The organism is Leclercia sp. UBA1284 (assembly GCF_002308415.1).
Taxonomy (GTDB): domain Bacteria; phylum Pseudomonadota; class Gammaproteobacteria; order Enterobacterales; family Enterobacteriaceae; genus Enterobacter; species Enterobacter pneumoniae.
On record NZ_DBUS01000006.1, the window covers coordinates 78,259 to 94,068 of the forward strand.

General features: G+C 53.4%; 14 protein-coding genes. 9 read left to right on the forward strand and 5 right to left on the reverse strand.

Annotation, left to right across the window (positions count from 1 at the left end):
- Positions 1 to 7: 7 nt before the first annotated feature.
- On the reverse strand, positions 8 to 1,720 hold the full coding sequence (locus tag B3511_RS03635; RefSeq protein WP_286777558.1) for a lysophospholipid acyltransferase family protein: 1,713 nt from the start codon (positions 1,718 to 1,720) through the stop codon (positions 8 to 10).
- A gap of 130 nt (positions 1,721 to 1,850) precedes the next feature.
- On the reverse strand, positions 1,851 to 2,825 hold the full coding sequence (gene hemB / locus B3511_RS03640) for a porphobilinogen synthase (protein ID WP_207293077.1): 975 nt from the start codon (positions 2,823 to 2,825) through the stop codon (positions 1,851 to 1,853).
- 525 nt (positions 2,826 to 3,350) lie between these two features.
- On the opposite strand from hemB, the gene B3511_RS03645 reads away from it, so the two are divergent.
- Both B3511_RS03645 and B3511_RS03650 read left to right on the forward strand, forming a co-directional pair.
- Positions 3,351 to 6,125 carry an autotransporter outer membrane beta-barrel domain-containing protein gene (locus B3511_RS03645; protein WP_286777559.1) on the forward strand — a complete coding sequence of 925 codons (2,775 nt, stop codon included), beginning with the start codon at positions 3,351 to 3,353 and terminating at the stop codon, positions 6,123 to 6,125.
- A 62-nt stretch (positions 6,126 to 6,187) separates the two neighbouring features.
- A complete protein-coding gene (locus B3511_RS03650; RefSeq protein WP_040076984.1) occupies positions 6,188 to 6,814 on the forward strand; it encodes a helix-turn-helix domain-containing protein in 627 nt (208 codons plus the stop codon).
- A gap of 5 nt (positions 6,815 to 6,819) precedes the next feature.
- Here B3511_RS03650 and ampH read toward each other — a convergent pair whose 3' ends face one another.
- Positions 6,820 to 7,977 carry a D-alanyl-D-alanine-carboxypeptidase/endopeptidase AmpH gene (gene ampH, locus B3511_RS03655; RefSeq protein WP_040076983.1) on the reverse strand — a complete coding sequence of 386 codons (1,158 nt, stop codon included), beginning with the start codon at positions 7,975 to 7,977 and terminating at the stop codon, positions 6,820 to 6,822.
- Positions 7,978 to 8,181: 204 nt separating this feature from the next.
- Here ampH and B3511_RS03660 point away from each other — a divergent pair, with 204 nt between their 5' ends.
- The 3 genes from B3511_RS03660 to B3511_RS03670 all read left to right on the forward strand — a co-directional run bounded on the left by B3511_RS03660 (position 8,182) and on the right by B3511_RS03670 (position 11,166).
- Positions 8,182 to 8,715 carry an isochorismatase family protein gene (locus tag B3511_RS03660; protein WP_286777560.1) on the forward strand — a complete coding sequence of 178 codons (534 nt, stop codon included), beginning with the start codon at positions 8,182 to 8,184 and terminating at the stop codon, positions 8,713 to 8,715.
- A 115-nt stretch (positions 8,716 to 8,830) separates the two neighbouring features.
- Positions 8,831 to 10,051: a peptide antibiotic transporter SbmA gene (gene sbmA / locus B3511_RS03665; protein WP_040076981.1), complete on the forward strand. Its 1,221-nt coding sequence runs from the start codon at positions 8,831 to 8,833 to the stop codon at positions 10,049 to 10,051.
- Positions 10,052 to 10,065: 14 nt separating this feature from the next.
- A complete protein-coding gene (locus B3511_RS03670) occupies positions 10,066 to 11,166 on the forward strand; it encodes a DUF1615 domain-containing protein (protein ID WP_286777561.1) in 1,101 nt (366 codons plus the stop codon).
- Here the strand turns inward: B3511_RS03670 and B3511_RS03675 are convergent.
- Positions 11,163 to 11,465, reverse strand: a complete 303-nt coding sequence (locus B3511_RS03675; protein ID WP_040076979.1) for a YaiY family protein — start codon at positions 11,463 to 11,465, stop codon at positions 11,163 to 11,165. The genes B3511_RS03670 and B3511_RS03675 overlap by 4 nt on opposite strands.
- Positions 11,466 to 11,713: 248 nt before the next feature.
- Here B3511_RS03675 and B3511_RS03680 point away from each other — a divergent pair, with 248 nt between their 5' ends.
- On the forward strand, positions 11,714 to 11,932 hold the full coding sequence (locus tag B3511_RS03680; protein ID WP_040076978.1) for a DUF2754 domain-containing protein: 219 nt from the start codon (positions 11,714 to 11,716) through the stop codon (positions 11,930 to 11,932).
- Here B3511_RS03680 and ddlA read toward each other — a convergent pair.
- Positions 11,929 to 13,029, reverse strand: a complete 1,101-nt coding sequence (gene ddlA / locus B3511_RS03685; protein WP_286777562.1) for a D-alanine--D-alanine ligase — start codon at positions 13,027 to 13,029, stop codon at positions 11,929 to 11,931. The genes B3511_RS03680 and ddlA overlap by 4 nt on opposite strands.
- Positions 13,030 to 13,135: 106 nt before the next feature.
- On the opposite strand from ddlA, the gene B3511_RS03690 reads away from it, so the two are divergent.
- The 3 genes from B3511_RS03690 (at position 13,136) to iraP (ending at position 15,713) form a co-directional block, all read left to right on the forward strand.
- On the forward strand, positions 13,136 to 13,819 hold the full coding sequence (locus B3511_RS03690; protein WP_046884488.1) for an extensin family protein: 684 nt from the start codon (positions 13,136 to 13,138) through the stop codon (positions 13,817 to 13,819).
- Positions 13,820 to 13,988: 169 nt separating this feature from the next.
- On the forward strand, positions 13,989 to 15,212 hold the full coding sequence (locus tag B3511_RS03695) for a multidrug efflux MFS transporter (RefSeq protein WP_207293085.1): 1,224 nt from the start codon (positions 13,989 to 13,991) through the stop codon (positions 15,210 to 15,212).
- A gap of 240 nt (positions 15,213 to 15,452) precedes the next feature.
- Entirely contained in the window at positions 15,453 to 15,713 is a 261-nt protein-coding gene (gene iraP, locus B3511_RS03700) for an anti-adapter protein IraP (RefSeq protein WP_040076973.1), read from the forward strand.
- Positions 15,714 to 15,810: the final 97 nt, after the last annotated feature.

Genomic DNA, 15,810 nt, shown 5'->3' on the forward strand with positions numbered 1-15,810 from the left:
TTCCCTTTTAGGGTGAGGGAGGTAAATGCGCCTCAATATACCGCTGATAGCGGTTCGCCTTCAGATAACACAAATCCACCAGCACCAGCCCATCGACGCAGTTGTTGAAGGCCGGATCGCTGCCAAAATCGATAAATTGCACGCCGCCGGGTTCGCACAGTTCAGAGTACTGTTTATAGAGCGGCGGAATGCCGCAGCCCATATTACCCAGCAGTGATTTCAGCCGGGTCAGGTCATCAACGTAGTCTACCCCACCAAACTGCGCCAGCACGTCAGGCAGTGATGCCGGATAAGGCTGGCGAGAGGCCGCCAACGGGTGGCTCGCCGGGAACCAGAGGCGGTAAAAGGCCACCAGTAAATCCCGGGCGTCGGGCGGTAGTCCCCCTGAAATTGAGACCGGGCCAAACAGATAACGATACTGCGGATAGCGAGCCAGCCAGGCGCCAATGCCAGACCAGAGATAATCCAGCCCGCGACGCCCCCAGTAGCGTGGCTGAATGAAGCTGCGTCCCAGCTCAATGCCATGCGCCAGCACCTCTTCCATTTTGTCGTCGTACTGGAACAAGCTGTAGCTATACAGCCCCTCCACGCCACGTTTTTCGACCTGAGCGGCCGTGGGCATAAAGCGGTAGGCACCAACGATCTCCAGCTCCTCTTCATCCCACAGGATCAGGTGCAGGTAGTCATCGTCATAGCTGTCGGTATCGCGTCGTCTGCCGCTGCCTTCGCCCACGGCCCGGAACGAAATTTCCCGTAAACGCCCCAGTTCGCGCAGAAGCGGGGCCTCTTCCTGCCCGTTGCGTTGCCATAAATAGATGATTTTCCCGTCGCCGGTTTTCCCGAGACACTCCGCCAGCGCCAGCTCTCGTTTGAGCAGCGCCCGATCTTCGGGGCGGGCAATCGCAGAGACAGTTTTAAAGATACCGGGCAGTCCTCTCCCCAGACGTACTACGTGCCGGCGGCACTGCTCTGCCATCTCACGGGGCGATAAGGTGGGGCTAAACCAGCTGTGCCAGGTAATCTGCTCGCCGATCTTAATCGGCAGCGTACTGTGGCGACGGCGGAACATTTGCTGCATCAATAACAGCAGGGGAAGGGTAGGGGAGATCAGCGTGGTGGCATAAAACAGCAGGCTGTTACGTGCCTGAATGTGTACCGGCAGCAAAGGGGCCCGAAGTTTACCGGCGAGTTTGATAAAGCCGGAATGCCACTTTTTATCGCGGATCCCTTTGCGGGTAGGGCGCGAGACCTCGCCCGCCGGGAAGAAAATAAGTACACCGGCGTTTTGCAGATGCTGTTCCATCTGTATCAACGACGTTTTCGCCGTTTTACCACCCAGGTTATCCACCGGGATAAACAGCGAACTTAACGGCTCAAGGTGCGTCAGCATACGATTGGTTACCACTTTGACATCGCGGCGAACGCGCGAGACGGCGTACATGAGCGCCAGCCCGTCGAGAGTACCTGTGGGGTGATTTGCCATGATGACCAGCGGGCCGTGTTCGGGGATTTGTTGGAGATCGCGGGCGGAGACGGTGCAATGAATATCCAGGTGCTCCAGAACCTGCTCCACCATATCGAGTCCTTTCAGGTGGCGGTGAGTAGCGGCGAACTGCTGAAACTCTTCTTCATAAAATAGCTTTTTTAACAGGCTTTTTTGCCAGGGCGCAGGCCTCGCCTGAGGCCAAAGGTCATCGAGAACGCTGTCGAGACTAAACATGGTGGCTTCTCCTCCTGTCCTGCCGAGACAGTAGTAGGGCCAGATGTCGTTTCTATTGCAGATTAGTGAAGATTCGTGCGGGGAGGTTCAGGCCGGGCAGGGCAAAGCCGCTACCCGGTCGAGTGGGGGATTAGCGCAGAATTTTCTTCTCAGCCAGATCCAGCGCGAAGTAGCTGAAGATCAGATCCGCGCCCGCGCGTTTGATCGCGCCCAGGCTCTCCAGGATCACTTTCTCTTCGTCGATGGCGCCCGCCTGTGCCGCGAATTTGATCATCGCGTATTCACCGCTCACCTGATAAGCACCCAATGGCAGCTCGGTACGCTCGCGGATGTCGCGCAGAATATCCAGATAGGCCCCCGCCGGCTTCACCATCAGGCAGTCGGCACCCTGAGCTTCGTCGAGAAGGGATTCACGGATCGCTTCGCGGCGGTTCAGCGGGTTCATTTGATACGTTTTGCGGTCGCCTTTCAGCGCAGTTCCTGCGGCTTCACGGAACGGGCCGTAGAAAGAGGAGGCAAACTTAGTGGAGTAGGACATGATGGCGGTGTCGGTAAAACCCGCTGCATCCAGCGCCTGGCGAATCGCCTGCACCTGGCCATCCATTGCCGCCGATGGCGCGATGAAATCAGCCCCTGCGGCAGCGGCGACAACCGCCTGTTTGCCGAGATTAAGCAGAGTGGCGTCATTGTCTACGCCGTGATCGCACAACACGCCGCAGTGGCCGTGAGAGGTGTATTCGCAGAAGCAGGTATCGGACATGACGATCATCTCCGGCACGGCCTCTTTGCAGATACGGGACATACGGGCGACGAGGCCATCCTCTTTCCACGCATCGCTGCCGGTGGCATCAGTGTGATGAGAGATACCAAAGGTCATCACCGAGCGGATCCCGGCGTTGGCGATACGCTCGATCTCACGTGCCAGATGCTTTTCCGGAATGCGCATCACGCCCGGCATGGCATCAATGGCTTTGTAGTCATCGATCTCTTCTTCAACAAAAATCGGCAACACCAGATCGTTTAAGCTCAGTGTTGTCTCTTCAAACATAGCGCGCAGTGCGGGTGACTTGCGCAGGCGACGGGGACGTGCAATTAAATCGGTCATGGTATGCCTGACGTTTGCGAAAATAAGGAGCACCAGTTTACCTGAACTGCTGCCGGACTGTTTTACTAAAGTTGTCGTTTAGCCTTAAGCCCCGGATCGGTACGGTACCCGCGGGTTTATGAACCTGATTAATGCCAGGAAATAAGTAGGGCAATAATATTGTCATCCTCAAAAAGTGTTTTCTTGATGTTATTTCTTATCTAACGCCTTGTGATTAACGGGCAATTTATCTTTCATGTTTCATTTTAATATTCATGATAATTGTTTGTTTCGCTTTGTTGATTTATTTTTCTGATCTTTCGTTTTTTGCGCTGTATCTTTTGTTTTAATATAAGCTATTGTTTTTAAGTTATTTTTTAATTTATTTTTGTCGATTAAAAAGTGTTTATTAATTCTGTCTGTTTTCGGACATAATTCATCGATTCATTGAACCATTTTGTTTTGAGGCGGCATAATTCATTGCGCAATTTATTTGCTGTGTATTTATGGACAAACTTGCTTACGTCCCTGAGGAGGGATGACCCAATGCAAAAATGGAAAAAGAAACTTGTTGTATCTCAAATTGCATTAGCCTGCACGATGGCTATCGCTTCTCAGGCAAATGCAAAAGATATTTCTGGTACAACCTATAATACCTTTGGCTACGATGGTACCGCCGCCTCTACGCTGTATAACGGTTACACTGACTGGCGCAATGCCAGTGCCACGGTTGATGGCGATATCTATCCGGTTATCAACAAATCCGTCGTAAACGGGGTGATCTCTGGTTACTACCTTGATGATGCAGTCGGCGGTAAAAGCAACTCGCTCTCCATCAGCAACAGTACCATTAATGGTATGGTCACCTCTGAATGTATCACCACGGAGTGTGCGGGCGGCGTGAATCGCGACGGTTCTACCCACTACCAGTATGACCGCTTCGCATTGACGGTGAATAACACCACCATTAACGACACCTATGAGCATTACGCTTACGACGTGGTAACAGGCGGCACCACCACCACCAACTACTGGGATACCTACGCGCTCGGCAATGCGATCAGTCTGGATGTTGAGTCTGATATCGTTATCGAAAACAACTCCCGCATCGCGGGTATAACCCTGACTCAGGGTTATAACTACCCGGACAATACCCCTTACGACAGCACCGTTGGCATCGAAAACAGCGCGCATGTCTTCAATAACACCCTCAAAGTGACCGACTCTGCTGTCACATCCGGTGCCTACAGCGACCTGGGAACCACCGGTTTTTATGGTCAGTCAGCGAAGCCGAGCGACTACGGCAATCCGGGTGCCACCTCACAGGATGATGCTGCGCTCATCGTTGCGGCTGGCGCAGCAGATAACGCCATGCAGACGGTGGCAAGCTTTGACCACTCGACCCTGACAGGCGATGTGTTGTTCTCCAGCACCTTTGATAATAACTTCTTTGTCAATGGTGACCCGGCGACCGATACCACTGCCGACGGCGTTTACAACCCAACCACCAACGGCTGGGACGGTACCGATAAACTGGATCTGACCTTAACCAATGGCAGCAAGTGGGTCGGTGCGGCGACCTCCAGCGTGGAAATGATCGCCCCGTCTCAGATGTATGGTCTGGGGTATAGCAGCGTTGATCTGACTACCCTGTTACCAAACAGCATCTGGCCTGATTCAACCTTCAACAGTAACAACCATCTGGTGGGTACCCAGGTTTATCAGAGTGGTATTTTCAACGTTACACTGGATAACGGTTCAGAGTGGGACACGCGTAAAGAGTCGAACATCGATGCGTTGACCGTGAAGAACCATTCTCAGGTTAATGTCGAAAACTCCGGCCTGCTGGCCGATAGCATTACGCTGACTAACGCCTCTACCCTGAATATCGGTGATGCCGGTAGTGTGGCAACCAACAGCTTGTACCTCGACAGCAGCAGCCAGGTAACCCTGACTCAGGAGCTTGCCGATCTGTACGCGAACACCATCACCGTTGATAACCGTTCTGAGCTGGCGCTGGGTCTGGGCCAGGTTGATACCCATAAACTGGTGCTGACCGACGGCGGCGTGCTGAACGTTGCCAGCCGCGATTATGTGTTCAATTCCGATCTGAACAACGCGCGTTATATCACTAATGACAGCACGAAGAGTGGGTACGATTACGGTGTGATTGCCATCAACGCTGATGGTCATCTGGCCGTTAATGGTGAAACCTCAGGTAACTACAAAGTGCGTCTTGATAACGCGACCGGTAAAGGCGGCGTTGCAGATTATCGCAACAAAGAGCTTATCCGTGTTTATGATAACAACGCTGATACCCGCGTCTCCTTCACGGCGGCTAACCGCGCCGATCTGGGTGCATATACCTACCAGGCACAGCAGAAGGGCGATACTGTTGTTCTGAATCAGGAACGCTTAACGGATTACGCCAATATGGCGCTGAGCATTCCTTCTGCGAATACCAATATCTGGAATCTGCAGCAGGATACCGTAGGCACCCGCCTGACCAATGGGCGTCATGGCCTGACGGATCAGGGCGGCGCCTGGGTTAGCTTTTTTGGCGGTAACGTCGATGGCGACAACGATGTCATCAAGTACGATCAGGACGTGAGCGGCATCATGGTGGGTGTAGATACCCAGATTGATGGCAACAGCGCGAAATGGACCGTCGGTGCAGCTGCAGCCTTCGCTAAAGGCGACATGAATGACCGTTCAGGTCAGGTGGATCAGGATAGCCAGACGGCGATGATCTACTCCGCTGCTAAATTTGCCAACGATATGTTCCTCGATGGCAGCATGAGCTATACCCGCTTCAACAATGATCTGAGCGCGACCATGAGCAACGGCGAGTACGTTGATGGCAGCACAAATACCGATGCCTGGGGCTTTGGCCTGAAGCTTGGTTACGACTGGATGCCGAACGACGCAGGCTACTTAACGCCATATGCCGCGGTTTCTGGCCTGTTCCAGTCGGGTGATGACTATCGTCTAAGCAATGACCTGCAGGTGGGTTCGCAGTCTTATAACAGCATGCGTTATGAACTCGGTTTAGATGCGGGTTACACCTTCGGTTACGGTGACGATCAGGCGTTAACGCCATACTTCAAACTGGCTTATGTCTATGACGATGCCAGCGAGAATGCTGATGTTAACGGCGATAGCATTGATAACGGCGTGAAAGGCTCTGCGGTACGTGCAGGTCTGGGAACGCAGTTCAGCTTCACCAAAAACTTCAGCGCTTATACTGACGCCACCTACCTGGGCGGCGGCGACGTTGAGCAGAACTGGGGTGCTAACCTGGGTGTGAAATACACCTGGTAGTCGTTGTAAAATGGGGAGGCTTTGCCTCCCCATTGTATTTTCAAGGATGATTTGAGGTCTGCATGAACCGTTACGCAAAGCCGGTTCCTGAATTCTCCCGGCTTGAAAAGTGCCTTTTTGACCATAGCAAAACGTTCAAACTGGCAGGACAACACTCTGTATTTGGGGAAGTCTTCGAAGAGGAGCAGTTTGCGTTATTGCTGCAAACCGGCACGCTGGCAATTCATCGGCAGCAAGATGACTTGTTGATGGAAATAGTGACCGCACCCTATATCTTTGGCATTAATGCCGGAATGATGGGCTGTAGTACCGAATACAAACTTATCACCCATTCACCCTGCACGGGTTTTTACCTTCCTGCGGCCACGGCCCGCACCCTCATACAACAAGCCGGCCTGTGGCGGGAGGCCTTTTGCTGGCTCTCCTGGCATCATCGGGTCATGGAAATACGCGATAAACAGCTAGTAGGGAACAACTCCTATAGCCAGATCCGCTCGACACTGCTGGATATGGCCCAGTGGGATGAGACGCTGCGTATGCGCGTGGGGGTAATGAATTACATCCAGCGACGCACGCGGATTTCGCGCTCTGTGGTAGCCGAGGTGCTGGCCGCGTTGCGTCAGGGGAATTACATCAATATGGTTCGGGGTAAACTGGTCAGTATCAACCGTTTACCCGCAGAGTATTAACGCGATCAGGAAGCAGGAACAACCTGAGCTTTGTTGTCACTGAGTTCCGTGACCAGTTTATTAATACCATCGCTCATGTTGACGAAACGGGTATTGGGGGAGCGAGTGACCACCACAAAGGCGCCAACGTTCGATTGTGGGATCATCGCCATATAGGTAATAAAACCGCCACCGCCGCCTGTTTTCTGAATAATTCCCGGATGCCCGTTCTTTGGCGCCATATACACCCAGCCCAGACCCAGCGCGTCCGCTTTGCCCGGTACATCCATGCCAATGACGCGCTGGAACTGGCTGCGCTGATATATCAGCGTCTGCATCCGGTCAGCCTGAGTGCTGCGCGAATAGAAATCGGAAGAGAGGAACTGCTGCATCCAGCGCATCATATCGCCGGGTGTGGAATAGACACCGCCGCTGCCAATGGCTGCCAGCGTGTTGTTACATGGGCTGGCCCCTTTCTCTGCCACCATCAGGCGTTTGCACTGATCCGGTGAGGGGGTAAAGGTGGTGTCTTTCATGCCCAACGGGCGCGTAATCTGCTCTTCAAACAGCTGGGTATAAGGTTTACCCGAGGCGGTAGCCAGAGCATCGGCCAGTAAATCGAATGCCAGGTTAGAGTAGGCTGCCTGGGAGCCCGGCGTGGTTTTCAGGTTCGCGGTGCTCAGATAGTTCCAGCGCTGTTCGCGGGTTGGCCAGACGAAGACCGGCCGATGCGCCGCACCGCCCGGTTGTTCACGCGGCAGGGCGCTGGTGTGCGTCGCCAGATTAACCAGGGTGATAGGGGTGCCCTGATAGGTTGGCACCCGTGCACCCGGTGGCGCATATTTGCTCAGCGGGTCGTTAAGCTTCACGACCCCCTGATCGAGTAATTTCACCAGCATCTCGCTGGTCATTAATTTGGTTAAGGACGCAATACGAACCACGGAGTCCAGCTGCGGATGAATATTATTGCCTGGACGCGTTTCGCCAAAGCTCCGAAACACGCGCTGATTACCATCAATAACAACCAGTGCCATACCGGTTGCGCCGCTGCCGTAATAGATCAGGTTTGCGTAACGGTCGGCAATATCAGAGGCAAGTGCCGGGGTGGTCAGCGGTTGGGCAGCCTGAACCGTCGAAAGGCTCACCGCACACAGCGCGGCAATAGATAGCAGACAAGATTTCAACGAAAAGCATCCATAAGAGAAATGAAGATAATTAAGCGTATTTATACTACTAACGTGCCCGGTGCAATGGGCTGAATAGCCTAACGATAGCGGGAAAAACGTAACCGCGAGTAAATAAAAACAATTTCATTACGTGCCATCTCCCATTTTGTGACATCGGGCTTATGATAGACCCCTATGTAGCTCAGCGACCCGGAGAAGGTGATGTCAGAAAAGCGTGTGGTGATGGTTGTCGATATGCAGCAAGGTGTTTTTGCGACCCCTCGTATTCAGCGCGAACAATGTGTTTCACGTATCAATCAGTTAACCCAGGCCGCCGATACGGTCATTTTTATCCAGCATACCGAAGCCGGTGGGCTGGAAGAGGGGAGCGAGGGGTTTGCGTTGTTACCTGAACTGCACCAGCCGGAAGGGGCGCACTACGTGACCAAAACGGCGTGCGATGCGTTTTACCGCACCTCGCTCGCCGCGTTATTAAGCGAGCTGGATATTCATCATTTTGTGCTTTGCGGCTGTGCTACCGACTACTGCGTGGATACCACCCTTAAAAATGGCGTTAGCCGGGGATACTATATTACTGTCGCCGGTGATGCGCACACCACCGCCCACCGTCCTGCCGCCCGGGCAGAAACGCTGATAAACCACTATAACGATGTCTGGCGCGATCTGATTGCTCCCGGCAATCCGCCGGGTGTGAAACTCACCGAAACAATTCTCGCCCACTGGAAAGCGAACTAATAATTACCCGTCAGGTCTGATTTTTTTGCACCGGCCGGAGACCGGCTGGTGGATGCAATGTCGTGTGGTGATGTGTTGAACACAGCAACAGCCATAATTACAAGAAGGAAGTTTTATGTTTAAGTCATTTTTCCCAAAGCCGGGGCCCTTTTTCCTCTCGGCATTTATATGGGGCCTTATCGCCGTTATTTTCTGGCAGGCCGGGGGCGGCGCCTGGCTTGAGCGCCTTATTGGTGCCTCCGGCGACGTACCCCTTAGTGCCGCACGTTTCTGGGCGCGTAGCTATCTGTTGTTCTACGCCTATTACGCCCTCTGCGTTGGGCTGTTTGCCCTTTTTTGGTTTACCTTTTCACCCCATCGCTGGCAGTACTGGTCCGTGCTGGGAACGGCATTAATTATTTTTGTCACCTGGTTTTTAGTGGAAGTCGGGGTCGCGGTCAACGCCTGGTATGCCCCCTTTTATGATCTGATCCAGAAGGCTCTCAGTTCCCCGCACAAGGTCTCCATCGACCAGTTTTATCATGAAGTGGGGGTCTTCCTCGGCATCGCGCTGATCGCCGTGATCATTGGCGTGATGAATAACTTCTTTGTCAGCCACTATGTGTTCCGCTGGCGTACCGCCATGAACGAGCACTATATGGCCCATTGGCAGCAGTTACGTCATATCGAAGGTGCCGCCCAGCGTGTGCAAGAAGACACGATGCGTTTCGCCTCTACGCTGGAGGATATGGGGGTGAGCTTTCTCAACGCCATCATGACGCTGATCGCTTTCCTGCCGGTGCTGGTTACCCTGTCGGCTCACGTGCCGGATCTGCCCATTATCGGCCATGTCCCGTACGGTCTGGTTATCGCCGCGATTATCTGGTCGCTGATGGGCACCGGTTTACTGGCGGTGGTGGGGATCAAACTGCCAGGGCTGGAGTTCAAAAACCAGCGCGTTGAAGCCGCCTACCGTAAAGAGCTGGTTTACGGTGAAGATGACGCTAACCGGGCCTCGCCGCCTACTGTGCGTCAGCTGTTCAGCGCGGTACGTCAAAACTATTTCCGTCTCTATTTCCACTACATGTACTTCAACATTGCGCGCATTCTCTATCTGCAGGTCGATAACGTATTCGGCTTATTCCTGCTGTTCCCGTCGATCGTTGCCGGTACCATTACCCTCGGTCTAATGACTCAGATCACCAACGTCTTCGGCCAGGTTAGGGGCTCGTTCCAGTATCTCATCAGCTCCTGGACTACGCTGGTAGAGTTGATGTCTATCTATAAACGTTTACGCAGCTTTGAACGCGAGCTGGATAACCAGCCACTGCAGGAAGTGACCAACACGTTAAGCTAATACAGGGAGTCGTTATGCCTTTTGCCGTATCACGCGCCTTACCGTTATCACTCCTTGCTGCCCTGGTGCTGGCAGGCTGTGCTGAGCAAGGTGCAGCCCCGCTTAAAAAGGGCGAGAAACCCGTCGATGTCGCGAGCGTGGTGCGGCAGAAAATGCCCGCCAGCGTGAAAGATCGCGACCAGTGGGCCAGCGCGCTGGCAAAGACCTTCGATAGCCAGAAGATAGCCCCGACCGAAGAGAATATCTGTTCGGTACTGGCGGTAGCGCAGCAGGAGTCAATGTATCAATCCGACCCTAAGGTGCCCGGGCTGAACAAGATCGCCTGGAAGGAGATCGACCGACGGGCAGAATCGATGCATATACCGGCGTTTCTGGTCCATACCGCCCTCAAAATCACCTCTCCTGATGGCAAGAGTTATAGCGAGCGGCTGGACACGGTGAAAACCGAGAAGCAATTGAGTGAAATCTTCGACGATATGATCAGCATGGTACCGATGGGGCAAAAGCTCTTCGGCTCGCTTAACCCGGTGCATACCGGCGGGCCGATGCAGGTTAGTATCGCCTTTGCCGAGAAACACACCGACGGTTACCCATGGAAGTATGACGGTACCGTGCGTCAGGAGGTCTTTTCCCTGCGCGGAGGCTTGTGGTTTGGGACTTATCATCTGCTCAATTACCCTGCCAGCTACAGCGCGCCGCTGTACCGCTTTGCTGACTTCAATGCAGGCTGGTACGCGAGCCGTAACGCGGCATTTCAGAATGCCGTCAGCCGCGCCAGCGGTGTGAAGCTGGCGCTGGATGGCGATTTAATTGCGTATGGTAGCCGCACGGCGGGCAAAACCGAGATGGCGGTTCGCAAGCTGGCCGGGAAGCTGGATATGAGCGAGAGCGAGATTCGACACCAGCTGGAGAAGAGCGATAGCCAGAGCTTCGAGAAAACGAAACTTTATCAGCAAGTTTATGCGTTAGCGGAGCAGAAGAGTGGAAAGACGTTGCCGCGAGAGATGTTGCCAGGCATTCAGCTTGAGAGCCCGAAGATCACGCGCAACCTGACCACAGCCTGGTTTGCGAAGCGTGTCGACGAGCGTCGGGCTCGCTGTATGGCAATGAATTAGTGGTAGCGACGCCAGCGGTTAACTAGCGCGACAACACCCAGGATGACGCAGCCCACCAGGAAGGGAATCAGTCCAAAGATGGTTCCCACGCCCAGTCCGATTTCAACGCGCGGGCGGCCGCTGTCCTCTACCTGCATCAAATGTTCATAGACGCCAGGTGCATGCACCAACATGTTCAAAAACTGCGAACCCGCCCAGAAGCAGAACAGTACAAACAGGGCATAGGCGATATTACCTGACGTGGAGGTTTTCGGGTGTTTACCATTAAAGATCGGCTTCGACATAGTAAAGTCTGCCATAAAGACCTCCGTATAGTTCGTTCTGGCCATACACCAGTGATATAAGCGAAGTTTGACAGGTCATCGCATTTGTCAATATCGGAATCGTGGTAATTTGCAGCATGGATTTCTCCTGGATCGCCGATTTCTGCACCAACTCACAATTTCGCAACCTTAAGTTAAATTCATTAACATTTAAGAATTTCCGTATTGGACACAGACCTGACGCGGAAACTATGCGAGGATGTTTTTTTTATTCAGGAGCGACCATGAAACTGCCTGCCAAAATTCGCCGTGACTGGCATTACTACGCCTTTGCCATTGGGCTGATCTTTATTCTTAATGGGGTTGTGGGGTTACTGGGATTTGAAGCGAAGGGTTGGCAAACCTATGCGGTAGGTCTGGTGACATGGGTCATTAGCTTCTGGCTGGCAGGATTGATTATTCGCCGTCGCCCGGAAGAGCCGACGGCGAATAATGTCGATTAACCGTTTACCGTAATATTAAGCGCGCTATCGGCGGCATGCTGCTCCAGCGCCAGCTCAATCAGGCGGGTAATCAGCTCTGGATAGCTGATGCCGCTCGCCTGCCACAATTTCGGGTACATGCTGATATTGGTAAAGCCAGGCAAGGTGTTAATTTCATTGATGATGACGTCATTTTCAGTGGTTAAAAAGACATCTACGCGGGCCATCCCGCGACAGCCCAGCGCCTGATAAGCCTCAATCGCGATGGCCCGGATGCGGTCGTTTACCGCCGAGTCCAGGGCTGCCGGCACGACGACCTGTGCGCCTTTGTCATCAATGTATTTGGTGTCATACGAGTAGAAATCGCTGTTCAGTACCACTTCGCCACAGGTACTGGCCTGGGGGAAGTCATTGCCCAGCACCGCACACTCGATTTCACGTCCTTTGATACCCTGTTCAACCACCACTTTATGGTCAAAGGTAAATGCCAGACGTACGGCCTCGTTGAATTGCGCCTCGCTGCTGACTTTACTCACGCCAACGGACGACCCCTGATTTGCCGGCTTCACAAAGAGCGGCAGGCCAAGCTCTGCCTGTAGAGCGCTAAAGCTGTGTTTGTCGCGATTGGCGCGGGTGAGGGTAACGAAAGGCGCTACGTTCAGACCGGCGTCGCGCAACAGACGTTTGGTGACATCTTTATCCATGCAGGCGGCGGAACCCAGTACGTCGGAGCCGACAAACGGCAGGTTTGCCATGCGCAGCATGCCCTGCAGCGACCCATCTTCGCCCAGCGTACCGTGCAAGATCGGGAAGATGACGTCGAGTTGCAGAAGGGCCTGTGCGTTGCTGGCGTTAATCAGTTGATTCTGTGCCACGCCCGGCACAACCGCGACGCTCATGTCAGAAGGATTCAGGGCGATGTGTGCCGGATCGTCAGCATTAAGCAGGTAACTATTGGCGTCATTAACATGCCACTGTCCCTGCTTATCGATACCCAACAGCACAACGTCGAACCGGCTCTTATCAATCGCATTGACGATGTTTTTGGCCGATTGCAGCGACACTTCGTGTTCTGCTGATTTTCCCCCAAATACAATACCCACACGCAGCTTTGCCATTACTCTCACTCATCCAGTCTGACTCAAAACCCATACCTTACCACGATGCCCGGCGGGATTCGCCGCCTTCTGCCATAATGTTTTAGCAAGCAACGGAGGGGGGAAAGTGCGAGGAAAAGGTCTAATTATCTGTCTTGTTATTATCGGCGCGGCAGCGGTGGGATATCGCTGGTTGCCGTCTTACTACAACCCTTTTGCGCCTCTCTCGCTTGACGATCCCCCCGGAAAAATCACCCAGTTTAAACTGCGGCGACTCACGCCCGAGCACTGCGAAACCTTGCTCAGCCAGGCGAACGATTCAAAGCTGATCCGTACCCAGACGGTTGCCGACAGTGGGGGGGAGTGTCCCCTGGTGGATGTGGTGCGGGTGCGTGACTTTGGCCGCGTAGGGCTGAGCAGCAGTTTCCTGGCCAGTTGTCCCCTTGCGCTCAGTGCGGCGCTCTATATTCACCAGCAGGCGCAACCGCTGACACAGCGCATGATGGGGAGCCGCCTGACTCGCGTTGACCATTTTGGCAGCTTTGCTTGCCGAAATATCTATCATCGACAGGATGCGCGACGCAGCGAGCATGCCAGCGCCCAGGCGCTCGATATTAGCGGCTTTCAGCTGGCAGACGGGCAGAAAATTACGGTGCTGCAAGGCTGGAAAAACGCCCGAACGCAGCCCTGGTTAAAGGCGATGCTTAGCGCCAGCTGCGGCTATTTTGGCAATGGGCTTGGGCCAGAGTACAACAGGGCGCATGCTAACCATTTTCATCTGGGTATGCGGGGATATGGTTACTGCCCGTAAGCATAAACCCCCCGCTAAAAGAGGATAGAGTGTGATTTGTTTCACATTTTTGATGACTGGGAAGATAAAACACTAAACTTCATCCCGACAGCATCAGCTGCGCTTTGTGATGAGGCGTAACTTGCTAATCTATGAGCGAATTCGCTCAAAAAAATGAATGTGTCGCGCTATAGAATCCTGGAAGGTTAACCTTATATCGGTCTGGTTCGGTTGTTTCTTCACCGGGCTTGCCATCAGTCAGATCTTACCTTTTCTGCCGCTGTATGTGTCTCAGCTGGGGGTCTCCTCCCACGAGGCGCTTTCGATGTGGTCCGGGCTTACCTTCAGCGTGACGTTTCTGGTCTCTGCCATCGTCTCGCCTATGTGGGGAAGCCTTGCCGATCGCAAAGGGCGGAAGCTTATGCTGCTGCGTGCCTCCCTGGGAATGGCCATTGCTATTCTGTTGCAGGCCTTCGCCTCCAACGTCTGGCAGCTTTTTCTGCTACGAGCGCTGATGGGGCTGACCTCCGGTTATATTCCTAACGCCATGGCGCTGGTGGCGTCGCAGGTACCACGCGAACGCAGCGGCTGGGCGTTGAGTACGCTCTCAACGGCGCAAATTAGCGGCGTAATTGGCGGGCCACTGATGGGCGGTTTCCTGGCCGATCACGTAGGGCTGCGGGCGGTCTTTATTATTACCGCTATCCTGCTGATGGTCAGTTTTCTGGTCACGCTGTTTCTTATTAAAGAGGGGGCGCGTCCCACCGTTAGTAAAGCGCAGCGCCTGAGCGGGAAAGCGGTCTTTGCCTCACTGCCTTATCCGGGGCTGATGATCGCTCTCTTCGTCACCACGATGGTGATCCAGCTCTGTAACGGCTCGGTGGGGCCTATTCTGGCGCTGTTTATCAAATCGATGGAGCCAGACAGCAACAATATCGCTTTTCTGAGCGGCATGATTGCCGCCGTACCGGGTGTTTCTGCCCTTATCGCTGCACCGCGACTGGGCAAGCTGGGAGACCGTATCGGCACCGCACGCATTTTAATGGCGACGCTGGTGGTGGCCGTGGTGCTCTTCTTCGCAATGTCGTTTGTCACCACCCCATTCCAGCTTGGTGTGTTGCGCTTTTTACTGGGCTTTGCCGACGGCGCGATGTTGCCAGCCGTACAGACCCTGCTGGTTAAATACTCCAGCGACCAGGTGACCGGACGCATCTTCGGCTATAACCAGTCGTTCATGTATCTCGGTAACGTTGCCGGGCCGCTGATTGGGGCGTCGGTTTCGGCTATGGCAGGATTTCGTTGGGTCTTTGCCGCCACGGCGGTAGTGGTGTTGCTGAATATTCTGTACCTGGCGGTGGTATTACGCCGTCGCCGTCAGCAGGAGGCTAATAGAAGCGTCGGTAACAGAAGATAACGGTGCTGTATTATATATTCTTATACTTAAACCTGACGGTAATAACTAAAATGGCTTTCTGTTTTTTTAATGACGCAAAGCAATTCAAGCTCTGGCGCTAATATAAAAACGTTTCGCTGAACCTGGATCGCATTTATTTAAAATAATGGATTTTATTTGTCTGAAGATAATACTTTTCCCTCTTTGCAACCCCCATCCTTAGTGCTAAGTTCAGAGCAAATCTGATAAGGAAATAGCACGATGAAAAATCTCATTGCTGAGTTGTTAGTGAAGCTCGCCCAAAAGGAAGAAGAGTCAAAAGAACTGGTAGCCCAGGTTGAAGCGCTGGAAATTGTCGTCACCGCGTTATTACGCCAGATGGCTCAGTCCGATCAGCAGGCGTTGATCCGAAGCGTTGAAGGGGCGCTGGATGCGGTACGGCCAGATTCACTGGTGCCGGAGCAGGATAGCGAAATGCTACAACAATACGTAAAGAAGCTGTTGCGGCACCCGCGGAGCTGATTGGTTTGCGTATCTAAAACGCTGTCATCGATCTGTCACGTCGGTTGCCTATAGTCGCTCTGTTTTATTTTTTATGTATTTTTACATGGAGAAAATA